Raw genomic sequence first — 22,859 nt, forward strand, 5'->3', positions numbered from 1 at the left:
CGGTGGAGCCCCATCCGGCCATGCCGGGGCCGCAGATCATCAGGGTCATGGTGCGGCCGGGGTCGACCTCGGTGACTTCGTGGAAGACCTCGGTCCCCGTGGAATTGCATTAGATGCAAGGCTGCGCGGAGATCGGATCCCGCGAGCAGGTGTGATCCCGGTCGTAGTAGCGACCCTACAGCAGGCGTTCTGACCTGCTCGTTTGGCGTATTGCGTGCATCTGTTGCATGATTCACGCGCCGAATGAAGGGGTGATCATGGTCGACGCGCCACCTGAGCCGCCGGGGTCCGCCCGGCTGGTGCTTCAGCAGGGCGTGCGGCTGCTTCATCCGGAGGATGTCGTCTACAGCGCGATGTTGGACGGGTGGGGGATGCAGCTGCGCGGTGGCCGCCGGTTGCGGGACAGGACGGTCAAGGCGTACCGGCGCGACGTCGAGCGCTTCTTCGTCTTCTCCGCGGAGTACCCGTGGTGCTGGACGGCGAGCCATTTCGACGAGTGGATGACCACGTTGATCAGTGAGCGTGGCCTGGCGAGGTCGACGTTGCGCGCCTATCAGCTCGCCGTTCAGTCCTTTTGCGACTACATCACCTCCCCGCATTACCACTGGGCCAAGGAGTGCGAGGCGAGGTTCGGCACCCATCCGGTGCAGGTGTGCCACGAGTGGAACACCGTGGCACACCTGGTCGACTACGAGGGCGATCCGGCACGTCGGCCGATGACGCGCAAGGAAATCCCGCTCCTGTTCGATTATGCCGACGATCAGGTGGAGAACGCGGTTCGGCTGCGCCGCAAGGGCGCGCTGGCTGCCTACCGCGACGCGACCGTGTTCAAGGCGATCTACGGGTGGGGCCTGCGCTGCCAGGAAACGTCCAAACTGGATCTCGTCGACTTCTATCGCAGCCCCGAGGCGCCGGAGCTGGGCCGGTTCGGGAAGCTGCATGTGCGCTGGGGCAAGGCAAGCCGAGGATCCCCGCCGAAGCGCCGCACCGTGGCTTCCCTGATGCCGTGGGCGGTGGAGGCGGTGGAGGACTACGTGGTCAACGTACGGCCGCGACTGGGCTTTCCGGAGGTCGCGGCACTGTGGGTCACCGAGCGGGGAAACCGGTTGCGCCCGCGGGAGATCGAGAGCCGTTTCGCCGAGTACCGCGATGAGCTGGGCCTGCCGAGCGACCTGACGCCGCACTGTCTGCGGCATTCGTACATCACGCACCTGATCGAGGATGGGGTCGACGCGAAGTTCGTGCAGGAGCAGGCCGGTCACCGGTTCGCCAGCACGACCGCGATCTACACCGCGGTCGACGGCGATTTCATGAACAAGATGATGCGCAAGGCCCTGGACAAGGCGTTGACGACCGAGGAGGAGTTGGCCACATGACCGCGAAGCTGGATTACCGATGGCACCTTCGGGAGGTCATGGCCACCCGGGGCATGTTCTCCACTACCGACCTGCGGCCGCTGCTGGCCGAACGCGGGATCGATCTGTCTGCGAGTCAGGTCTACCGGCTGGTGGTCGAGCGGCCGGAACGGTTGAGCCTGAAGGTGTTGATGGCCCTGCTGGACATCCTCGGTTGCCGGATGGAGGAGCTAGTCGAGCCGGTCGCCGCCCGTGGGGCGCAGCGTCGCCGCAAGGTCGCGGGCGAATCCGCCAGCCCTGAGGCCGACTTGCGCGGCGTCGGCGACCTGCGCCCGAAACGGGCCCGGGTTGTCACCGACCGCGATGAATGACGCCGGCGACCGGCCGTCCCGCTTCCTGACCGACCCACTGACCGTCATTACCGAAGCTGTCACGGCGATCGAGCCCGACCTCGATCGCGACCTGGTCGTGCGCGTCGTCACCGACGTCGCGGGACGGCGACCGGAGCAGCGGCTCCTTGCCCAGGCGCTGCATGAGGCGCCAGACCTGCTCACGTCCGGCAGCCCCGAAGGCCCCCGCCGGATCGAGTGGCTGGTCCGTGCCCTGCAACAGGAGGGCGCGGAGCGCGCGGTGCGGCCAGCGTGCGCTGTCTGCGGCGTGATCAAGCAGCTGATCTGCACGACCCCGGACGGGCGCCGTTGCTGCGGTTCGTGCGCCGCGCGGCGCACTCAGCCGCTGGTCACCTGCCACGGCTGCGGCCGCGAGCGGCCCGGCGCGGTCCGTGTCCGGTCCGGCGAGCTGATTTGCGCTCGGTGCGCGCAGGTTCAGGCCCGTACTGAGCACCGGCCCTTCTTGCTCGAACACTTGGCGAAGCTGGAGACCGGCCTGGACGAGCAGGTCCTGGCCCGGGTCATCGACGGTGCCTTGCCGCTTGGATATCAGCGGCGGGTCGTTTGCTGGGAGCTCGATGCGAACCCGGCGCTGCTGAGCATGAACGCCGCGAAGGGATCGCTGCGTTTGGTGGCCCTGGCCGACGCGCTCATCGCCGCCGGCGCCCGCGGGGTCGCGGCTCCCGCCTGTGTGCTCTGCGGTCAGGCCGGACAGCGGCTGCGCCACACGCTCGAGGGACGCCGGTGCTGTCGACGGTGTTTCAACCAGGACCGGCAAGAGCCGTGCTCGCGGTGCGGCAAGCGCCGGCTTTCCGCGGCACGCACGCCCGCCGGGGAGCCGCTGTGCGAATGGTGCAACCGCAGCGACCCGGTCAACCACGAGCGCTGCACCGGCTGCGACATGGTGACCCTGATCAAGCATCGCGAGGGCGACGAGCGGCTTTGCCGGAAATGCTGGCCGGGCGCCACGGCAACCTGCTCGATCTGCGGCCAGACCAGGCCGTGCTACTTCGCCGACACCGCGTCCGCTCGCTGCAATCCCTGCACCCGGCGGCTGCGCACCAGACCCTGCTCCAGTTGCGGCCAGTCGAAGATCGTGTGCACGCGCACCGCCGACGGCGAACCGATCTGCTACACCTGCGGCCGGATTCCGCGTTCATGCCAAGGCTGTTCCGAGGTCAAGATCATCGCCGCCCGCCTGCCGGAGGGCTCGTTCTGCCAGCGCTGCTACCGCCAGCACCCCGCCTCGAAGCGGACCTGCACCTCGTGCGGAGTCGTCGAGCAGCTTCATCACCACGGTCTCTGCGTGCGCTGTGCCGCGCGCGACCGGCTGCACCAGTGGGCCAGCCAGGAAGACGGCTCGATCCCGAGCGCCGTCGCCCCGGTCGTCCAGGCGCTGGCAAACACCGACCCGGAGCGGCTGATGGCCTGGCTGGACCGCTCCTCCGCAGCAGCCGTCCTGCAAGCCTTGCTGCACGCCGGGGAGCCGCCGTCGCACGACGCGCTCGACGAGCACCTGCCCAGCAGATCCGTCCAGTACCTCCGAGCGGTGCTCGTCAACGCCAAGGTGCTCGAACCCCGCGACGAGTACCTCGCCGTCCTGGAGTGGTGGTTGCCCGGTGAGCTGGCCCGCATCCACGATGACGCCGAGCGCCGCGTGGTCGCGTCGTTCGCCCGTTGGCACCACCTGAACAAGCTTCGCAGCCGGTCCCGCCGCCGGCACCTGAGCTACAGCGAGCATTTCTACGTTCGCAAGCAGCTGCGGGCCACTATCCACCTGGTGATCTGGCTCCGGAAGCAGGACCGCGCACTCGGCACCTGCACCCAGGCCGACCTCGACCGCTACCTGGCCTCCGGGGCAGGAAACCGCTACCTCTGCAAGAAGTTCGTCGACTGGGCCACGCGCCGCGGCCACACCCGGAAGCTCGAGATCTCCACCGTCGACCATCAGAGTGCGGGCGTGAAGGCGATCCCCGAGGACGAGCGCTGGGCGCTGCTGCGGCGGCTGCTACATGACGACCAGCTCGATCCTGTCATCCGGTTCAGCGGCCTGCTCGTGCTGCTGTTCGCTCAGCCCGCCAGCCGCATCGTCCGGCTGACCACCGACCAGATCATCATCACAACGAAGGGCAAGACCCAGATCCTGATCGGCCGCAAGCCACTCGACCTGCCGCCGCCGCTCGACGACCTCGCTCGGCAGCTTCTTCACCGCCGTCGAGGCCATGCCCTGCTCGGACACACCGGCGAGAACCGATGGTTGATTCCCGGAGGCGCCCCCAGGCAACCCCTGACCGAAGGTGCCCTCCTGCTCCGCCTCCGGCCGCTGGGCATCCTGACCCGTCCCGCACGCAACGCCGCGATGATGGACCTCGCCGCCCAGCTACCGGCAGCGGTATTGAGCCACCTGCTCGGTCTCAGCGACCCCACGGCAGCCGACTGGGTCCAGGAAGCGGGAGCCTATCGCGCCGCCTACGCCGCCGACATCGCCCGCAAGACCTCCTGATCACCCAGTTGACCGGGTGTGGGAACCGCCCGGGCTGAGTCCGTCCGAGCGATCTTCGGGGCGGTTCGCCGAAAACGTCGGTGCTCGCCGGTACGTTCACAGTGGAGAAACCGGTTCGGCACGCACCGTGACCTCGTTGGGTTTCGGTTGCCTGGTCAACCGGATTCCGGATTGATGGGCAGGAGGACCCCGATGGACGAAGAGCAAGCACCGAAGTCCAGTTTGTACGAGCCGCCGCTGATCACCGAGGTGGGCGACTTCGCCGAGGTAACCCAGGGCCAGTACTCGAGGAACCGCTCCGACGATGGCGATGCTGGGGGCTACTTCCCCGGATGACCGCCGCCCGCGGGGATGCAACGAGGGAACATCGTCGGCTCGGTGGTCCTGGCTGGTGGTGCGCACTGCCCGATGTCGAGGACGCCGTGCCGACGGCGACCGTCCTGCGGAGCGTCGGCACGGTCGCGGCCCGGCATCCGTCCGGACGCGCGTGGATCATGTCGCACCCGGATGCTCCGCCGCCGCAAGTACTTGCCGCCGGCCCGGTCACGCTGGCAATCCTCGGACCATCGCCGTTGGGGCCGGCACAGCTGTCGTCCCTCCGGATCGCCGCAGCCAGCGGTGACCTTTCCTCGCTGATGGCGTGCGCCGGCGACGCGCACGTGATGCTCGCCGAGCCCGGCCAGGTTAGGGCAATGGCGGACGCGGTGGGGTTTCGCCGGTTGTTCACGGCCCACTACAAGGGTGTCCCGGTCGTGGCCAGTCACGCCGACGTCCTCCGTCGGCTGGTCGACGCTCCGGTCGATCGAGCATGGCTCGCGGCGAAGCTCACCAGCCCGGAGATTCCCCACGCTATCCGGGATTCTCGCTCACCGTTCCTCGGCGTCGAGCCGGTCCCAGCCGGGCATGCCGTCGAGGTCGACGGCCGGCGCGCACGGACGCGACCGTGGTGGCGGCCACCGTGCCCAGAACTGTCCCTTGCCCAGGGCGCGGACAATCTACGAACGGCGTTGCGCAACGCAGTCGGGAACCGGGTCGCCGCAGCGGCGGGGCGGGTGAGCGTGCAGCTGTCGGGTGGTCTAGATTCCACGGCGCTGGCCTGTCTGGCGGGCTCGGCGGATCCGCTGCTGGTGACCACTGCGGGTTCCTCCCCGGTCGACGACGATCTCGCCTGGGCCCGCCGCGTCGCCGCGGCGCTGCCGGGTGCCGAGCATCGAATGTTCGGCCCGACCGAGATCGCTCTGTTCTTCGCCGATCTCGATCAGCCGCTGGCGGGGATGGACGAGCCGTGCTCGTTCACCGCGGCCGCGGCCCGACAACGCTACGTGGCTTCGGTGCTCGCCGAGCACCATGTCGGCGTGCATCTCAACGGGCAGGGCGGCGACGAGGTGCTGCTGGCGCCCGGCGCGTTCCTTGCTGGGCTCCCGCGCGGCCGCCGGTCGACGTGGCAGCAGATCCGTGGTCACGCCGCGTTGCGCGGCATCTCGGCCACGGCGCTGGTCAGTGCGATCGTCCGCCGCCCGAGCTACCCGGCCTGGCTCCGGCACACGGCCGTCACCTTGCGGCGAGAGGCGCCGATTGCCACCGAGCTGGTCGCCTGGGAGGCGGCGCCGCTGCTGCCCGCATGGGCGAGCACCGAGGCAGAGCAGTTGGTGGCCGGCCTGCTGACACAGGCCAATCCGCTGCCGGTGCACCTGGACGCCGGCGTGCACGCCGGCGTCGTGCGGATACGAGCGTCGGCTTACCGGGCCGCGCTCTACCGCGACGCGATGGCCGCCGAGGGTGTGCCGACGGCGATGCCGTTTTTCGACCACGCCGTGGTGGCCGCGTGCCTGGCGGTGCGGCCCGAGCAGCGCACCGATCCGTGGCAGCCGAAACCGTTGCTACGACAGGCATTGCGGTCCGTCGCCCCCGGCATTCTGTTGTCACGCAGAACAAAAGGGTTCTACAACCACGATATCTACCGGGGCTGGGCGGCGAATCACGACCAGATGCAGGGCCTGCTCGCCGAGTCTCGCGTGGCGCGACTGGGCCTGGTCGACGAGCAGGTGCTCCGCCGCGAGCTCGCGAGGTTCGGCCCCACCGGGCTGCCGCCCGCGTTCGTGACCGACCTGATCGCACTGGAAACCTGGCTCCGGGATCTGACGCCCGCGCTGCCGAAAGCGGGACGTGCATGCGCCTGATCCGCCGCAACCCGGCACGGTCGGCCCTGGTGCTGGCCCGTGGTGTCGCAGCCACCCCGGTCGGGGACGGGACGATGCTGGTCGATCGGCGCGGAACGCTGCTGCACCTCAACACCACCGCCGCGGTCATGCTGGACGCCCTGCTCGCCGGCGGGCTGGACGCCGCGGCCACGGCCGCCCACCAGCGGTTCGAGATCACCGAGGACACCGCCCGCGCCGACGCCGTGCGGCTGCTGGCGCAGCTGCTGGACCGCAAGCTGGTGAGGTGGACGTGAGCACCCCAACCGTGCTGGAAGCCCCGGTCCCGCTCGCTCCGGGCGAGCGCGCTCGCGGTCTGCTCGCCGTCGGTGCGGCCCGGCTGATCCTCGCCGCTACCCGCGGCCGTCCAACCCGGATTCGCGCGGTCCTGCGCATTCTGCGCGTCGGCGCCAGCCCGGCCGGGCTCGAGGCCGCCGTACGGGCGCGGGCGTGCGTCACCACGGTGTCGCTGCGCTGCGCGAGCGATCACGGCTGCCTGCTGCGCTCGGTGGCGATCGTCGTGGCCTGCCGCCTCACCGGACGGTCGGTGCTCTGGCAGGTCGGGACCGCGTCGCCACCGCCTGCGTCGCACGCCTGGGTGGAGGCCGCCGACACGCCGGTCGGCGAGCCGTTCGACCCCCGTTTGCTCTACAGCCCGATCATCACCGCCTGAGCCCTGGAAGGATCGTCAACATGACCAGCGGCACCACCGCCACCCCTGACCTCGACGCCCGGCTGGCGCGCTACGCCGACGACCTGCGTGCTCGTGGGGCGATCCGCAGCGACGCCGTCCACAAGGCGTTCGCCAGCGTGCCGCGGCACCGGTTCCTGCGCACCTTCCACTTCCGCGCCGACCGGTTCGCCCTCGCACCCGGGGAGCAACCCGCCGCCGAGCTGCTCGACATCATCTACGCGAACAACTCCCTGGTCACCCACGACGGCCACGACGGCGACCCGATGTCCTCCTCATCCGGCCCGAGCGTCATGGCCAGGATGCTGGAAGCTCTCGACCTGCGGCCGGGGATGCGGGTGCTGGAGATCGGAGCGGGCACCGGCTACAACGCCGCCCTCATCCACCAGATCACCGGCGCCCCGGTCACTACCATCGAAGCCGGACGCGCCACCGCCGCCGCGGCCGCGGCCGCGATGACCGCACTCGGCCTGGCCGAGAAGGTACGGGTCGTGCACGGCGACGGCTACCTCGGCGACCCGGACGGCAAGACGTGGGACCGGGTCATCGTCACCTGCGGCGTCGCCGGTATCCCACCGCGCTGGCTGGACCATCTCGCACCCCGGGGCCTCGTCCTGGCGCCGATCGCGCACGCGGGTGTGCACCCCATCCTCGCGATCCACGCGGGCGACGGCTCCGCGACCGGGGTGATCTCGTTGTGGGCGGACTTCATGCCCGCCGCGGGAAACCTCCGGCCTGACGTCCTGTTTGGACACAACCCGGAACACGACATCACCGCCGCACCCGTGCAGCGCCTCCCCGGTGCCGCCCCGGTCGTCGGCGCCGACCGCTACAACGACCTGACCTGCTTCCTCGCCGCCCAGGACGACCGGACCACCCGTGCCTTCGTCGACGACCCAGCGTTCGACCCGGCCAGCGGGATGACCGCCCTCGTCGAAGACGGTGCCGCCGCGTGGATACAGCACACCGGCGACCTCGTTGTGGCCGGCGACTCCGAACACACCGGCGGGCTCCAAGCGCGCCTGCGCGAGCTGACCGCCAGCTGGCTCGACAACGGACGCCCCGAACTCGAACACTGGAACACCGCGCTCGCTGAACGGCCCGGGCTACCTGCGCCGCTACTGACCCCCGGCCGCTGGTCGCACATCATCGATGGGAGCCGATGACGACGTGGTCAGGCGATCGATCTGAGCGTCCTGGTAGATCCGGTTGACGGTGGTGGGCAGGGTGGAGGTCTGCGGGATCACGATCTCGCCGGGGACGTCGAGCCAGTCGTCGGGCTCGAACCAGGAGGTCACGTCGGCGGTGGAGAACTCGGCGGCTTCGGGCCGGCTCGCGTGGCGGGCGAACGTCTCGGCTAGCTCGACCTGCAGGAAGTACACGAGCGTCCGCCCGCGGTGCGCGGCGATCAGTCCCCGTAACGCGGAGCCGTAGAAGGTGGCGCTGAGGATGCCTTCGATGATGACCGGCCAGCCCACGTTGAGCAGGAACCCCGCCGAGTGCGTGATGAAGCTCGGCGCCAGGCCGCCGGGGAGGTCCTTCTTCTCCCAGAGGAGCCTGGGCTCTACGAATAGTCGGGCCGAAAGATCGACTACCACCGGGCACAGATGCGGGCGCATCTTGGATTTTGTGGTGTTCGGAAGTGGCGATTCTTCACCGTGAGCGACGACCAAGTGGACCGCAGTAACGATCGCACCCCGACGTGCCGACCTTACGGTCGTGAGTTCTACGGCTGCCGAGCACGGTGCGTTGAAACCGATCGAGCGGGCGCTGATCGATCACGTTGAGCGGGGCGAGATCCTTGATCTGTCTGGCGGCGATCTGGTTGATGAGACCGCAATGCGTTCATGCGATGAATCCCGGACCGTGCGGGCGTGGGTGTTGCGGGACATCCTGAGAGGGCGACTCGCAGCCGCCCCCGATTCCCACGGAGTGCGGCTACGCAGCGCTCGCATCACCGGCCGACTCGACTTGGACAACATCACCAGCGCGGTCTCCCTCGGGCTCAACGGCTGCCTGCTCGAACAAGGCGTCAGCGCTTGCCACGCGCACTTGGCGGCCGTTGACTTGTCAGGATGCCTGCTGGACCACCCCACCGACCCAGCTCTGGATACCGAGGACCTCACCACCACTCTGCTCTCGCTCAACCAATCAATTGTCATAGGGCATAGCGCCCGCGGTGCAGCGAACATGAACGGCGCCCGCCTCGGCTGGCTGGACTGCACAGGTGCGAGGCTGGGCAACGACTCCGGCCCCGCCCTGCAAGCCGAGAACCTGCAGGTCGACCAGAACGTGTTCCTCAGCGGCGGGTTTGAGGCGGTCGGGGTCGGCGAATCGGGTGCGGTGCAGCTGAGTGGCGCCCACCTCGGCGGGCTGGACCTCACGGGCGCGAGGCTGCGCAACGACTCCGGCCCGGCCCTCGCCGCCGAGAACCTGCAGACCGACAAGAACGTGTCCCTCAGCGGCGGGTTTGAGGCGGTCGGCGCCGGCCTTCAAGGGGTCGTCAGTTTGGCTGGAGCCCACATCCGTGGGCAGCTCAACGGCACGGGTGCGAGGCTGCACAGTGATTCGGGCCCCGCCCTCGTCGGCGACACTGTGCAGGTCGACCAGAACGTGTTCCTCAGCGGCGGGTTTGAGGCGTTCGGTGTCGGCGAATCGGGCGCTGTGCGGCTGAGTGGCGCTCGCCTTGGCGGGCTGGACCTCACGGGCGCGAGGCTACGCAACGACTCCGGCCCCGCGCTGCAAGCGGAGAACCTCCAAGTCGCCCTGGACGTGTTCATGCGCGACGGGTTTGAGGCCATAGGCGCTGGCGACCTAGGCGCGGTCCGGCTGCTCGGTGCTCACCTCAGGCGACTGGAATGTGACGGTGCGAGGCTGCGCAACGACTCCGGGCCCGCCCTGCACGCGGATAACCTGCAAGTCGCCCTGGACGTGTTCATGCGCGGCGGGTTTGAGGCGACCGGAGCCCGTGAGTCGGGAGCCGTCAGGCTGTTGGGCGCCCACCTCGGCGCGCTGGACTGCAGGGGTGCGAGGCTGCGCAACGACTCCGGGCCCGCCCTGCACGCGCAGAACCTGCAAGTCGACCAGAACGTGTTCATGCGCGACGGGTTTGAGGCAACCGGCGCCGGCGAGTCGGGAGCTGTCGATGTCGTTGGTGCCCGCATCGGCGGGCTGGACTGCACAGGTGCGAGGCTGCGCAACGACTCCGGCCCCGCCCTCGCCGCCGACACCCTGCAAGTCGACCAGAACGTATTCCTCAGCGGCCGGTTTGAGGCAGTCGGTGTCGGCGTATCGGGTGCTGTGCGGCTGAGTGGCGCCCACCTTGGCGCGCTCGATTGCGAAAGTGCGAGGCTGCGCAACGACTCCGGGCCCGCCCTGCAAGCGGAGAACCTGCAAGTCGACCAGAACGTGTTCATGCGCGACGGGTTTGAGGCCGTAGGCGCTGGCGAGCTGGGCACGGTCCGGCTGCTCGGTGCCCACCTCAGGCGACTGGAATGTGACGGTGCGAGGCTGCGCAACGACTCCGGGCCCGCCCTGCAAGCGCAGAACCTGCATGTCGCCCTGGACGTGTTCATGCGCGACGGGTTTGAGGCGACCGGCGCCGGCGAGTCGGGAGCCGTCAGTCTGTTGGGCGCACACCTCGGCGCGCTGGACTGCACGGGTGCGAGGCTGCGCAACGACTCCGGCCCCGCCCTGCAAGCGCAGAACCTGCAGGTTGCCCTGGACGTGTCCCTCAGCGACGGTTTTGAGGCAACCGGCGCTGACGACACTGCTGTCGTCAACTTAGGCGGTGTCCAGGTTGGGGGCGTATTGCGATTCGATCCAGCACGGTTAGGACACCTCGATGACCCACAGGCTCGACTACAGGTGGATGGGCTCGTCTACACCGGACTACCTCAAGGCATCTCCACCGACGATTGGCTGCGGCTGCTACGCGACGGCACCCCTGCCTACGCCGCCCAGCCTTACCAGCAATTGGCTGCTGCGAACCGCGCAGCCGGACACGAGGGTCAAGCCCGACGTATCCTCATGGACCAACGCCACAACCAAATCCAGCGACGCGCCCTCGCTGGCCGCGCCGAACGAACCTGGGCTCGGCTCACAGGCCTAGCCCTCGGCTATGGCTACCAACCCTGGCGCGCCCTCATCGGCCTACTTGCCGCAATCACCATCGCCGTGATCCTGTCAATCACCTTGGGCGGACAGGGCGGGCTCGCTCGGGTCCAAAACACGCCAGCACCGGCCGCCTGCACTGTGGTGGAACGCATCGGCGTCGGGTTGGACCTCGGCACCCCACTCATCAGCACAGGCGCCCGCGCCCATTGCGACACCACCAACACCACCACCGGCACCATCCTCACAAGCGCCGGCTGGACGCTACGACTCCTGGCCTGGGCCTTCGCCACCCTGTTCATCGCTGGCTTCACTGGCGCCGTCCGCAAAACCTGACCCACCACCAAGCACGAATACGTGCCAATCGAATACGGACCATCCCAGTGCTGATCCCCTTCGATGTCGTCCTACGTCGCACATGTTCGCCACGTTCCTGCCCAGCTCAGGCTGGGGAGCAGTTCAGGCCCGGTCGGAAAGGCCCAGCACGGATAGCCCGCGCCCATGCCGTCGGCGCACTGCGTCCGCCACCGAGGACTTCCCCGCGCCGCTCGGGCCTCTGACGATGATCAGGAGGCTGTCCGGCGATCCGACCTGCTCAAAGCCCAGCACGGCCACGAGCGTGCCAGCCAGGTACGACACTTTCACGGGCGCGCCCGCGCGACGCGCCTGTGCGCGGGGGGCTGCGTCGGGTGGGCGTGCCGACGTTGTTCGCTTAGGCTGCGGCGTGCTGGGGGTTGATCCGGTACATCCGCGCTCGGAACCGGTCCTGCTCGACGGGGTCGCGCTGGATCGCGACGTGGCAGCCGGTGTCGAGATTTATGCGGGCAAACGCCGTGTCCGGTTCCAAGATGTCGCTGATCGCTGTGATCGGACACGGGCGGACTCGTACCGTCGCGTGTCTCGCATCGGAGAGAGCGCGGCGTGTGTCACAGGTCACCTTTGGGCAGTGGTGGCCCGTAGGCCGGTGGCTTCAACAAACGGCGGTGATAGGCCAGCAGTGGTCGCTGTCGGGGTCGTCGAGCCAGATGTACTGCTTGCCGGGCACATTCAGCGCCGAGACGCCGAGACTGGACGCGTCCGGCCGACCGAGCGCGTCGAACGCGGCGACGGCGTGCTCGATGGTGTCCCACAGGCGGCAGGGGCCGTGCTGCCGCACGGCCCAGGTGCGGTCGGTCGGCGGCTTCAGGTCCGCAAGATCGGTTCCGTTGGCGTCCGCCTCCGCCATGGCCGCGCGGTGAACGATTCCTGGTGCTCAGCTGGCGACTGCTGGACACCGGCAAGAGCCCTTGATGATCTATTGGGTTATTCGCCGGTGCCGTCGCCGCCGCGGGTGGCGCATTGGGTGGGGGTGTCGCGGAGGCAGATCTTGCCGCCGGTGACGCGGAGGCCGGCGTCGTCGAACGCGGTGACCCAGTTTTTCGCAATCGTGGACTGGGCGGTGGCCAGCGGGATGAGCCCCGAGCAGACGGCGTCGTTGAGTTTGTTTTCCACGGCGTCTTTGGGGTTCGGGATGGTGCCGGGCTCGACCCAAAGATTGCGCGGGTCGTCTGGCGCGCCGCCCATCTCGAGGCTGACGAGGTGGTCGTATTCGCCTTTGACGTCTTGGCCGAGGTTGTAGGAGCGGGCTGATTCGGCCTTCATCCGGTTGGTCTTCGAGGTCGGCGGGCGGACGGTTTTCGTCCAGCCGGATTTGCAGATGGTGTCGCCGATGGTGGCCTGGGTGACGGCGGGGTTGATCGCTCCCGGTGTGCAGGCCGGGTCCGGCATTGGTTGCCCGTTGCGGCTGCCGATGGTGCAGGTGCCCGGTGCGGGCATGGGCGCGTTGGCATCGCCGACGGCCAAGCTTGCCCGGGAAGGGCTGGACGTGGACGCCGTCGCGCTGGTCCCGGAGCGGGCGGCGGGCATCCCGCTGCAGCCGGTGGCGAGCGCGACCACGACTGCGAGGACACCGACGGGGAGCGCGGCACGCAGGGGCATGGGGCCACATACTTCCTCAGGCGCGATGCCCGCGGTGGCTGCGACACGGCCCGGAACCCGTGCTCCCGTGTCCGGAAACGGTCAGTGGGTCCAGTCGGTGAGGATCTTCTGCCGGGCGGCGGCGAGGGTGGTGCTGCCGTTGCAGACCTGGGTTTTCAGGGAGTTCTCTTCCTTGTCTTTGGTCTCGGCCGCGTCGCCACTGGGGGTGGTTCCGGCGGAAGTGCGGGGTTCGGGCCACAGGTTGTTCGGGTCTTTCGGGGCTCCGCCCAGTTCCAGCGGCACCAGGTGGTCTTCCTCCAGCTCCGAGTTGGGGATGTCGCTCTCGCCGTACTCGGGCTTCTGCTGGTTTTTCAGGTTGGTGGTGTAGCTCGAGGGGGGCCGCACGGTCGCTGTCCAGCCGGACACGCAGATCGTCGAGCCGATCGTGGATTGGGTGACGTCCGGGTTGAACGCGCCCGGCGTGCACGCTGAATCCGCTTTCCCGGTCACGATCGTGCAGGTGGCTGCTGCCGCGGACGGCGCGGTCGCCACCTGGGCGATCCCGGTGGTGGCGAGCGCGAGCGTCAAACTGGCGGCGGTGACAGAGAACGGTCGGCGCGGCATGGTGTCCTCCCAGTGCGGTGTGCGAGCTCCGTGGTTCCGATCATGGGAGGCCGGCGCCGCGCATAACAGCCACTAATGGTGAACGATGCACAAAGACCGTCCGAAAGTCGTGGACCAACTACGACAAACGGGATGGAGAAGACACCGAGCCGCCCCGGTGGTGACTGGCGGTCGGACGCGACCTGAGCCCTGTTAGCTCCGCGCCCGGCACGGCCCCCCAGGTTCTCCCGCGTGTCGGTTGCGCCGGCCCGCGTTCCCGCCCAGGTGATCGCGGCCAGGTTCGTGCAGTTCTGATCACCAGTGGCCCAGCGCGCCGCTGGCCGTGTGCTCGCTCGGTCACTCAGCCACGTCGGTGTTTCCGTCCTGTGACGGCCGGACCGATGTGCCCAGTCCCTGCGGCGTCAAGGAACTCAGCGGTGGAGGGTGAGGGCGTTGTGGGCGGTGTCGGCGCCGGTGGCGGGCTCTGTGTGGATGGTGGCGGCGGCTAGTCGCGGGATGGTGTGGCGGAGTTGGTGCTCGATCTGGTGCGCGAGCCGGTGGGCCTGCGCCACGGTGAGCGTGTCGTCGACGCCGACGGCGAGCTCGGCGCGCAGGCTGTGGCCGGTCCAGCGCATCCGCATGTCCCGGACAGCCTGCACGCCGGGGACGGCGCGGGCGGTGCGCTCGGCGAGGTCGACGGTGGCGGGGTCCACCGCGTCCATCAGCCGCCGGAAGACCTCCCTGGCGGCGTCGCGCAGGACGAACAGGATGGCGACGGTGATGACCAGGCCGATGATCGGGTCTGCCGCGGGGAAGCCGAGGGCGACCCCGAGGGCGCCGAGCACCACGGCCAGTGAGGTGAACCCGTCGGTGCGGGCGTGTACACCGTCGGCGACCAGGGCGGCGGAGCCGATCTCGCGGCCCACGCGGATCCGGTACCGGGCGACCAGCTCGTTGCCCGCGAAGCCGATGACACCGGCCAGTGCCACGACCCACAGGTGCCGCACCGGCTGCGGATCAATCAAGCGCCCGATCGCCTCGGAGGCGGCCAGCGCGGCCGAGGCGGCGATGAGCAGCACGACCACCACGCCTGCGAGGTCCTCGGCGCGGCCCAGGCCATAGGTATAGCGGCGGGTCGCGGCCCGGCGGCCGAGCAGGAACGCGAGGCCGATCGGCAGTGCGGTCAGCGCGTCGGCGAAGTTATGGATGGTGTCGCCCAGCAGTGCCACCGACCCGGTGGCCAGCACCAGCGCCAGCTGGGTCACCGCGGTGACCAGCAATACGGCGAACGACACCGTCAACGCCCGTATCCCGCGCTTGCTGGCCTCCAGCGCGGTGTCGAGGCGGTCCGCGCTGTCGTGGCTGTGCGGCGTGACCACGTGCCCCACCCGATGCCACACCCGTACCCACCAGCCCGCCCGACGCGCATGCCTGTGGCCATGTCCATGGATGTGGCCGCGACCGCGCTGCACGTTGGCATCGCCGTGCGATTGCGCCATTCCTGCTCCAGCTCCGCTGCGAGGGCCGTCGTCGAGCCGACGGCCGGTTCATCGACGAGCATAACAGCGCATATGCGTATTCATGCAGATACGTAGATAGTGGGGTATTCGGGTAGGGTGGTGGTCATGCACACGTCGCTGCCGGACTTCGACATGCCCAACGACGAGCAGGTCCACCTGGCCGCCGAGTCGTTCCGGCTGCTGGCCGACCCCACCCGCATCAAGGTGCTGTGGGCGCTGTTGCAGGGTGAGTCCTCGGTTGCGTGCCTGGCCGAACTGGCCGGTGCCGCGCCGACGGCCGTCAGCCAGCACCTGGCGAAACTGCGGCTGGCTGGGCTGGTCACGGGGCGCCGCGAAGGTACCTTCGTCTACTACTCCGCCGCCGACACCCACGTCCGCGGCCTGCTGGCTCAAGCCCTGCACCACGCCGACCACGTCGACCGCGACCTTCCGGCCGACCCCGGCGGACACCCGCAGAGGCACCTGCCGCGCGAGCAGCGGGCCTGACCGACACGATCACTTTGACGCCGACCTCGACGGGAGGTCTCACCGTGCTGCCCGGACCATGGCGGCCCCGCCACCCCGGCCAGGGTCTGGGGGCCCGATCTGTTGTCATCTGGGAGTTAGGGGATGCGTTGGTTGAGTCGCAGGGCGGTGGCGACACCGGCCAGGGATAGCGCGGTGCCGAGGATCATCCAGGGTTTGCTGGCGTCGACTCGTTGGGTTTCGTAGCCGACTTGGCTGCCGATGGTGGTGTAGATCTGGTGCAGGGCCCCGGCGCTGGGGGCGTCGTACCAGTGGCCGCCGGAGATGTCGGCGATGCGTTGCATGGTGTCGGGGTCGGCGGGCACGGACACGGTTTGGCCTTGGATGGGGATGGTGACGTCGGGGTTGTCGGTACCGAAGGAGATGGTGTCGATGTCGATGTGCGCGTCCTTGCATTGTTGGGCGGGGCCATCGACCTCGCGGCCGACGTTTTTGCGGCCGTCGGACAGCAGCACGATCCGGCTGGGTGGCGGGCCGTCGGCGCCGGTGAGGAGCTGGTTGACGTTCTGCACGCCGTTGTAGGCGGCGGCGAGGGCTTCGCCGGTGGCGGTGGATTCGGCGAGTTTCATCTGGGCGATGCCGCGCAGGACGGGGTCGCGCAGGGTGGTGGGCATGACCTCGACGGTGGCGGTGCCGGCGAAGGTGGTCAGGCCGAGGTTGATGCCGGGCGGCAGGCCGCGCACGAAGTCGGTGGCCGCGGCCTTGACCGCGTCCAGCCTGCTGGGTGGCACGTCGGTGGCCTCCATGGACAGCGAGTCGTCCAGGACGAGCATCACCGTGGCACGGTCGCGGGGGACCTGGGCGTCGGCGGTCGGCCCGGCCAGCCCGATCGTGAACAGGGTCAGCGCCAGCAGCGACAACGCGGCCGGGATGTGGCGGCGCCATCCCCGTGTTCGGGGTGCGACGCGGTCGAGCAGGTCGAGGTTGGCGAACCGCAGCACGCGGCGGCGCCGGGCGCGTTGCGCGAGCAGGTGGCCGACCGCGTGGCAGGCGATGAGGGCCAGCAGTGCGAACCAGTACGGGGTGGCGAAGTCTCCCACGGACATGTCCTCAGCAGACCCTGGCGGCGGTCAGGCCACGGTGAATCACGGCGGGAATCACGGCGGCCGGGTGATCAGGCGCCCCGGGATCGCCTCCGGCGTGCGGGGGTGTCGCGGAGTTCGCGGTGGTGACCGACGGCGAGCTGGACGATGTCGACCAGGTGCGGGTCCTCGACCAGATACACCTGCCGCTTGCCTTCCCGGCGGGACCGCACCAGCCCGGCGAGCTTCAGCTTGGCCAGGTGGTGGCTGACCGTGGCCACGCTCTGCCCGACCTGCTCGGCCAGGGTGCCGACGTCGCGTTCCCCGCTGGCGAGCAGCCACACCAGGTGCAGGCGCACGGTGGCGGAGAGCAGGCCGAAGGTGGCCGCGGTGTCCTGCAGCAGGTCCGGCGGCAGGTCGTCGGCGGGGTGGGGCGGCAGGTCGGGGGGCAGGTCGGGGGGCAGGTCGGGGGGCAGGTCGGGGGGCACCGGGTGTCCTCTCGGAGGGTTCTGGCTAGCGTGACGCAGCACCCAACGCTTGTGCAAGTATTTGACTGTTCGGGGTGGCTCGGGTCTACTGGTAGCCGACCGGCCCGGAGTGCGGGTGGGCGGTGTGCGCTGTGTGGAGGGAGGTGAGCCGGGATGACCGGTGACGGAAGTAGTAGTCGCGGCCACGCGGGCACCCGGCTGCGCCGGGAGGGGCGGGGGTAAGGCCCCCGGCGGTCCGCGTGGTGCTCGTCGTCCATCACGGCCGTTGCCTCCACTGACGGGACCGCATCATGATCCACACTTCTCCTTCCCTCACACGGCGCGCCAGCCGCGACGCTGACGGGCGCCCGGACGGTGGCGCCCGGTTGCGGGAGCTGGCCGCGGCGCCGGTGCTTTCGGTGTTCCAGATGCTGGCAGGGTCGCCGAAAGGTCTGACCGAGGCCGAGGCGGCGGAGCGGCTGCGGCGCTGTGGGGACAACCGGCTGCCCACCCCGGCCGAGGCGGGAGTGGGGGTGCGTGCCCGGGCGGCGATCGCGAGCCCTTTTGTAGCGCTGCTGACCGGCCTGGGCGTGGTGTTCGTCGTGGTCGGCGATCTCCGCGGCGCGATCACCGTGGGTGTGATGGTGGCGTTGAGCGTCGGGTTGCGGTTGTGGCAGCACGCCCGCTCCGACCGCGCCGTGTGCGCGCTGCGGCGGCAGGTGGCCACCACCGTGACGGTGCGCCGCCGCGCGGGCGACGGTCACGCACCGGTGGAGCGGGAGGTGCCCGTCGAGGACGTGGCGCCCGGCGATGTGGTGCTCCTCGGGCCGGGTGATGTGGTGCCGGCGGATGTGCGGGTGGTCGCGGCGAGCGACCTGGTCGTGGATCAGTCGGTGTTGTCCGGGGAGACGCTGCCGGTGTCCAAGCACCTACCGCCCGCCTCGGCCGCGGTCTCCCGGCGCCGGGGTGAGGCCACTGGAGCGGAGTTGGTGGACGCGCCGGCGTTGTGTTTCGCCGGCAGCTCGGTGGTCGCGGGCCGCGCCACGGCGGTGGTGATCGCCACCGGCGCCCACACCTACTTCGGGTCGATCGCCCGCGAGGGCGCCGGGTGGCGGCCGGAGTCGAGCTTCGACCGCGGGGTCCGCCGGGTCGGGTGGACGCTGATCCGGTTCATGCTGGTGATGGTGCCGATCGTGCTGGCCGTCAACGGCACTGTCACCGGCGATTGGGCGCAGGCGGTGATGTTCGCCGTGGCGGTCGCGGTCGGGTTGACCCCGGAGATGCTGCCGGTGATCGTGACTACCAACCTCGCCCGCGGCGCGGTGCGGCTCTCCGCGCAGAAGGTGATCGTCACCCGGCTCAACGCGATCCAGGATTTAGGCGCGATGGAGGTGCTGTGTGTGGACAAGACCGGCACCCTGACCGAGGACCGGGTCGCCTACGCGCACAGCATCGACCCGGCCGGGCGGCCCGACGGGGAAGCCGCCGAGTACGCCTACCTCGCCGTGCGCGTGCAGGACGGCCCGCGTAACCGGCTGGACGAGGCGATCGCCGAGCAGCTCGGCGACCACGACGACGACCTAGTGCTCGACGCGGTGTTCACCAAGGTCGACGAGATCGGCTTCGACCACACCCGCCGCCGCAGCACCGTGATCGTGCGCCGCCAGCCCGCCGAGCACATCCTGATCACCAAAGGGGACCCGGACGAGATCCTGCCCCGCTGCACCCACGCCCGCCGCGCCGGGGAAGTGGTGGAACTCGGCCGGGCCGAACGTGCTGAGGCCGCCGACATCGTGCGCGCCTACGCCGAACACGGGATGCGCATCCTGGCCGTCGCCGCCACGTCAACCGAGGCACGGCCAGGACCCTACAGCGAGGACGACGAAGCCGGGCTGGTGCTGGTCGGGTTCGTCGGCTTCGTCGACCCCGTCCGCGCCAGCGCCGCCGGCGCCGCCCGCGACCTGGCCGCCCACGGGGTGACGGTGAAGATCCTCACCGGCGACAACCCGCACGTCGCCGCCCAGGTCTGCACCCAGGTTGGTGTGCCGGTCGGGGAGATCGTGCTCGGCCACCAGATCGACGCCCTCGACGACGGCGACCTGCGCGCACTCGTGCCCCGGACGACGGTGTTCGCCAAGGTCACCCCGACGCACAAAGCCCGCATCGTCGGCGCGTTGCGCGAGGCCGGGCACGCGGTCGGGTTCCTCGGCGACGGGGTCAACGACGCCCCCGCGCTGCGCCTGGCCGATGTGGGCATCGCCCCGGACACCGCCACCGACGTCGCCAAAGACGCGGCCGATCTGCTCCTGCTCGACACCGACCTTGGCGTGCTCGCCCGCGGGGTTGTCGAGGGCCGCCGCACGCTGGGCAACACGCTGAAATACGTCACCATCACCGCCAGCTCGAACTTCGGCAACGTGCTCACCGTGCTGACCGCCAGCGCGTTCCTGCCCTTCCTGCCCATGCTGCCCATCCAGCTGATGGTGGCGAACCTGCTCTACGACACCGCCCAGCTCGCCCTGCCCTGGGACCGCGTCGATGCCGGCTACCTGCGCGAGCCCCGACGCTGGGACGCCAGTGGGCTGGCCCGGTTCATGCTCACCTTCGGGCCGTTGAGTTCGCTGTTCGACCTGTCCACCTTCGCCGTGCTGTGGTGGGTGTTCCGGGCGACCACGCATCCGGCGCTGTTTCAGACCGGCTGGTTCGTCGAGAGCCTGCTCACCCAGGTGCTCATCGTGCTCGTCCTGCGCAGCACGACGGCGCCCTGGCGCGGGGCGCGTCCCGCGCGACCGGTGCTGCTGGCCGCCGCCACCGCCGCGACGGTGGGGTTGCTGCTGCCGATCTCCCCACTGGCCGGGCCGCTGCGGCTCGCCGCGCTCCCGGCCGGGTATCTGTTGTGGCTGGCCACGGTCCTGGCCGCCTACGCCGGTGCCGCCCAGCTGGCCAAGACGCTCTACCTGCGGCGACATCGATCCTGGCTGTAACCCGGAACCAGAAATCCCTGATCCAGCAAGGAAAGCGAGCGCAGGATGACGACTGCGGAGATGCTGCTGCGCCTCGGCGCGGGAGTGGGGCTGGGCACGGTGATCGGCTTCGAACGCCAGTATCGCGCCCGCATGGCCGGGTTGCGCACCAACGCCCTCGTCGCCGCCGGGGCGACCCTGTTCGTCTTGTTGTCTGCGCACGGGTTCACCGGCGGCACCGCCGACCCCACCCGAGTCGCGGCGCAGATCGTGTCCGGTATCGGGTTCCTCGGCGCCGGGGTGATCCTGCGCGAAGGACTCACCGTGCGCGGCCTGAACACCGCAGCCACCCTCTGGTGCTCCGCCGCGGTCGGGTCGCTGGCCGGGGCCGGGCTCTACACCGTGGCCGTGGCCGGGACCGCCGTGGTCGTGGCCGTGAACATCGTGCTGCGTCCGCTCGGGCGGGTGGTCGACCGGCGGCCGGACACCGGCACCGAAACCCCCACCTCCTACACGTTCCTCGCGGTGACCCGGGACGACGACGAAGCGCATGTGCGGGCCCTGCTGGTGCAGGCCCTGGGCCGCACCGATTTCGCGCTGCGCTCGGTGGAAAGCACCAACGCCGACACCCACGGCCGCGTCGAGGTGCGGGCCGAACTGTCCGCTGACCAGCGTGACGACAAACAACTGGAATCCGCCATCAGCCGGCTCTCCCTCGAACCCTCGGTGACCAGCGTGCGCTGGCAAGCCGACATGCCCGCTCCCGACCGCGACGACGACAGGTAGGCCGAGAGATGTCCCTGCTGCGCACCTTCCCCACCAAGGGCGTGCTGGCCCGGCCCGGGCGCAGTATCGCCGACGTGATCGTGTTCCTCGCCGCGGCGGCCCTGCTGTGGCTGATCGTGCGGCTTGCGCACGGCGCCACGGTTCCCTGGACACCGGAGACAGCACCGTCCACAGTGTCCACCGACCCGGCTGAACTTCCCTACTATGCGGCGCGTTCGCTGCTGCGCATGTTCGCGGCCCTGGTGCTGTCGCTACTGTTCACCTTCGTCTACGCCACCGCCGCGGCCCGGTTACGGCGCGCGGAGAAGGTGCTGCTGCCGGTGCTGGACATCCTGCAATCGGTGCCCATCCTGGGTTTCCTGTCGGTCACGATCACCGGGTTCATCGCCCTGTTCCCGGGATCGGAGCTGGGGCTGGAATGCGCGTCGATCTTCGCGATCTTCACCTCGCAGGCGTGGAACATGACCTTCGCCTTCCACCACTCCCTGGTCGCCCAACCCCGCGAGGTCGACGAGGCGGCCCGGTTGCTGCGCCTGTCGCGGTGGCAACGGTTCTGGCGAGTCGACGTGCCCAGCGGGATGATCCCGTTGGTCTGGAACGGGATGATGAGCTTCGGCGGTGGCTGGTTCTTCCTCACCGCCTCCGAAGCGCTGAGCGTGAACAACCACGACTACGCCCTACCGGGCATCGGCTCCTACGTCGCCACCGCCAGCGACCAAGGCCAACTCGACCGGGTACTGCTCGCGATCGCCGTCATGATCGTCATGGTGGTCGGGGTCAACGTGCTGTTCTGGCGTCCCCTGACCGCCTGGGCCGAACGCTTCCGCGTCGAGGAATCCGAAGCCGCCGAAGCACCCCGCAGCCTCACCCTCAACCTGCTGCGCCGCTCCCGCATCCCCGCCCTCCTCGGGCGGATCTTCGGGCGGCTGGTATTTCCCGTCGACCGGGTCACCGCGGTGTTCGGGCTGGCCGAGCATCCACTACGGACATCCCCAGCGCGCCGCCGTGCCGGAGACATCGCCTTCACTCTCGTCATCCTGGCGCTGATCGCCTACGGCCTGGCCCGGATGATCGTCTTCATCGAGGACACCGCGGGCTTCGCCGAGGTCGGGCACGCCCTGTTCCTCGGGCTGGTCACCTTCGGCCGGGTCGTCGCGCTGGTCGCGGTGGCCACCGTGATCTGGGTGCCGATCGGGGTGTGGATCGGGCTCAACCCGAAGGTCTCCCGCTTGGCCCAGCCCGTGGTGCAAGTCCTCGCGTCGTTTCCGGCGAACTTCCTGTTCCCGCTGATCACCGCGGTGCTGGTGGCCACCGGGATCTCGCTGAACTGGGGCGGCATCCTGCTCATGAGCCTGGGCGCGCAGTGGTACATCCTGTTCAACGTCATCGCCGGCGCCTCCGCGATCCCCAACGACCTGCGCGAAGCCGCCGCCAACCTGCGGCTGCCCCGGGTCTTGTGGTGGCGCAAACTGATCCTGCCCGCGATCTTCCCCAGCTACGTCACCGGTGGCATCACCGCCGCCGGCGGCGCCTGGAACGCCTCCATCGTCGCCGAGATCGTCTCCTACAACGGCACCACCCTCACCGCCACCGGCCTGGGCGCCTACATCCACGACGCCACCGCCACCGGCAACGCCAGCCACATCCTCATCGGGGTGGCCGTGATGAGCCTCTACGTCGTCGGCCTCAACCGCCTGTTCTGGCGCCGGCTGTACGCCGTGGCCGAACGCCGCTTCTCCCTGTCCTGACCCACCCACACTCCGGAGGT

Annotated in this window: 20 protein-coding genes; 13 read left to right on the forward strand and 7 right to left on the reverse strand. The window is 69.6% G+C overall.

Features of this window, described 5'->3' with window-relative positions; genetic code table 11:
- The first annotated feature begins 257 nt into the window (after positions 1-257).
- The 8 genes from LOZ83_RS01320 (at position 258) to LOZ83_RS01355 (ending at position 8,302) form a co-directional block, all read left to right on the forward strand.
- A complete protein-coding gene (locus LOZ83_RS01320; RefSeq protein ID WP_236787994.1) occupies positions 258-1,376 on the forward strand; it encodes a tyrosine-type recombinase/integrase in 1,119 nt (372 codons plus the stop codon).
- Positions 1,373-1,726 (forward strand): helix-turn-helix transcriptional regulator, encoded by a 354-nt coding sequence (locus LOZ83_RS01325; protein WP_236787996.1) that lies wholly within the window; start codon positions 1,373-1,375, stop codon positions 1,724-1,726. The genes LOZ83_RS01320 and LOZ83_RS01325 overlap by 4 nt, the downstream gene beginning before the upstream one ends.
- On the forward strand, positions 1,719-4,247 hold the full coding sequence (locus tag LOZ83_RS01330) for a hypothetical protein (RefSeq protein ID WP_236787998.1): 2,529 nt from the start codon (positions 1,719-1,721) through the stop codon (positions 4,245-4,247). The genes LOZ83_RS01325 and LOZ83_RS01330 overlap by 8 nt, the downstream gene beginning before the upstream one ends.
- Before the next feature lie 192 nt (positions 4,248-4,439).
- Positions 4,440-4,583 (forward strand): lasso RiPP family leader peptide-containing protein, encoded by a 144-nt coding sequence (locus LOZ83_RS01335; RefSeq protein ID WP_236788000.1) that lies wholly within the window; start codon positions 4,440-4,442, stop codon positions 4,581-4,583.
- A complete protein-coding gene (locus tag LOZ83_RS01340) occupies positions 4,580-6,427 on the forward strand; it encodes an asparagine synthase-related protein (protein WP_236788002.1) in 1,848 nt (615 codons plus the stop codon). Before LOZ83_RS01335 ends, LOZ83_RS01340 begins: the two co-directional genes overlap by 4 nt.
- Positions 6,418-6,702 (forward strand): PqqD family protein, encoded by a 285-nt coding sequence (locus tag LOZ83_RS01345; RefSeq protein ID WP_236788004.1) that lies wholly within the window; start codon positions 6,418-6,420, stop codon positions 6,700-6,702. The genes LOZ83_RS01340 and LOZ83_RS01345 overlap by 10 nt, the downstream gene beginning before the upstream one ends.
- On the forward strand, positions 6,699-7,118 hold the full coding sequence (locus LOZ83_RS01350; RefSeq protein WP_236788006.1) for a lasso peptide biosynthesis B2 protein: 420 nt from the start codon (positions 6,699-6,701) through the stop codon (positions 7,116-7,118). The genes LOZ83_RS01345 and LOZ83_RS01350 overlap by 4 nt, the downstream gene beginning before the upstream one ends.
- A 20-nt stretch (positions 7,119-7,138) precedes the next feature.
- Entirely contained in the window at positions 7,139-8,302 is a 1,164-nt protein-coding gene (locus LOZ83_RS01355; protein ID WP_236788008.1) for a protein-L-isoaspartate O-methyltransferase, read from the forward strand.
- Here the strand turns inward: LOZ83_RS01355 and LOZ83_RS01360 are convergent.
- A complete protein-coding gene (locus LOZ83_RS01360; RefSeq protein ID WP_236788010.1) occupies positions 8,255-8,755 on the reverse strand; it encodes a hypothetical protein in 501 nt (166 codons plus the stop codon). The genes LOZ83_RS01355 and LOZ83_RS01360 overlap by 48 nt on opposite strands.
- Before the next feature lie 100 nt (positions 8,756-8,855).
- On the opposite strand from LOZ83_RS01360, the gene LOZ83_RS01365 reads away from it, so the two are divergent.
- Positions 8,856-11,585 (forward strand): hypothetical protein, encoded by a 2,730-nt coding sequence (locus LOZ83_RS01365; protein ID WP_236788012.1) that lies wholly within the window; start codon positions 8,856-8,858, stop codon positions 11,583-11,585.
- Between the two features lie 634 nt (positions 11,586-12,219).
- Here the strand turns inward: LOZ83_RS01365 and LOZ83_RS01370 are convergent.
- The 4 genes from LOZ83_RS01370 to LOZ83_RS01385 all read right to left on the reverse strand — a co-directional run bounded on the left by LOZ83_RS01370 (position 12,220) and on the right by LOZ83_RS01385 (position 15,307).
- Positions 12,220-12,474, reverse strand: coding sequence for a hypothetical protein (locus LOZ83_RS01370; protein WP_236788013.1), 255 nt, complete (start codon positions 12,472-12,474; stop codon positions 12,220-12,222).
- A gap of 77 nt (positions 12,475-12,551) precedes the next feature.
- On the reverse strand, positions 12,552-13,184 hold the full coding sequence (locus LOZ83_RS01375; RefSeq protein ID WP_236788014.1) for a hypothetical protein: 633 nt from the start codon (positions 13,182-13,184) through the stop codon (positions 12,552-12,554).
- 123 nt (positions 13,185-13,307) lie between these two features.
- A complete protein-coding gene (locus LOZ83_RS01380; protein ID WP_236788015.1) occupies positions 13,308-13,829 on the reverse strand; it encodes a hypothetical protein in 522 nt (173 codons plus the stop codon).
- 410 nt (positions 13,830-14,239) lie between these two features.
- Entirely contained in the window at positions 14,240-15,307 is a 1,068-nt protein-coding gene (locus LOZ83_RS01385; protein WP_236788016.1) for a cation diffusion facilitator family transporter, read from the reverse strand.
- 126 nt (positions 15,308-15,433) lie between these two features.
- Here LOZ83_RS01385 and LOZ83_RS01390 point away from each other — a divergent pair, with 126 nt between their 5' ends.
- A complete protein-coding gene (locus LOZ83_RS01390; RefSeq protein ID WP_236788017.1) occupies positions 15,434-15,814 on the forward strand; it encodes a metalloregulator ArsR/SmtB family transcription factor in 381 nt (126 codons plus the stop codon).
- A 116-nt stretch (positions 15,815-15,930) separates the two neighbouring features.
- Here LOZ83_RS01390 and LOZ83_RS01395 read toward each other — a convergent pair whose 3' ends face one another.
- Positions 15,931-16,899, reverse strand: coding sequence for a VWA domain-containing protein (locus tag LOZ83_RS01395; protein WP_236788019.1), 969 nt, complete (start codon positions 16,897-16,899; stop codon positions 15,931-15,933).
- 68 nt (positions 16,900-16,967) lie between these two features.
- Entirely contained in the window at positions 16,968-17,363 is a 396-nt protein-coding gene (locus LOZ83_RS01400; protein ID WP_308190180.1) for a metalloregulator ArsR/SmtB family transcription factor, read from the reverse strand.
- 290 nt (positions 17,364-17,653) lie between these two features.
- Between LOZ83_RS01400 and mgtA the strand changes: the two genes are divergently transcribed.
- Genes mgtA through LOZ83_RS01415 form a run of 3 tightly spaced genes read left to right on the forward strand, consistent with a single transcriptional unit; the run spans position 17,654 to position 22,839 of the window.
- Complete coding sequence (gene mgtA / locus LOZ83_RS01405; RefSeq protein ID WP_236788021.1) at positions 17,654-20,326, forward strand: magnesium-translocating P-type ATPase; 2,673 nt, start codon at positions 17,654-17,656, stop codon at positions 20,324-20,326.
- 45 nt (positions 20,327-20,371) lie between these two features.
- A complete protein-coding gene (locus LOZ83_RS01410; RefSeq protein ID WP_236788022.1) occupies positions 20,372-21,091 on the forward strand; it encodes an MgtC/SapB family protein in 720 nt (239 codons plus the stop codon).
- A gap of 8 nt (positions 21,092-21,099) precedes the next feature.
- On the forward strand, positions 21,100-22,839 hold the full coding sequence (locus LOZ83_RS01415; RefSeq protein WP_236788024.1) for an ABC transporter permease subunit: 1,740 nt from the start codon (positions 21,100-21,102) through the stop codon (positions 22,837-22,839).
- Positions 22,840-22,859 lie beyond the last annotated feature (20 nt).

Source organism: Amycolatopsis sp. GM8 (assembly GCF_021653975.1).
Classification (GTDB): Bacteria; Actinomycetota; Actinomycetes; order Mycobacteriales; family Pseudonocardiaceae; genus Amycolatopsis_E.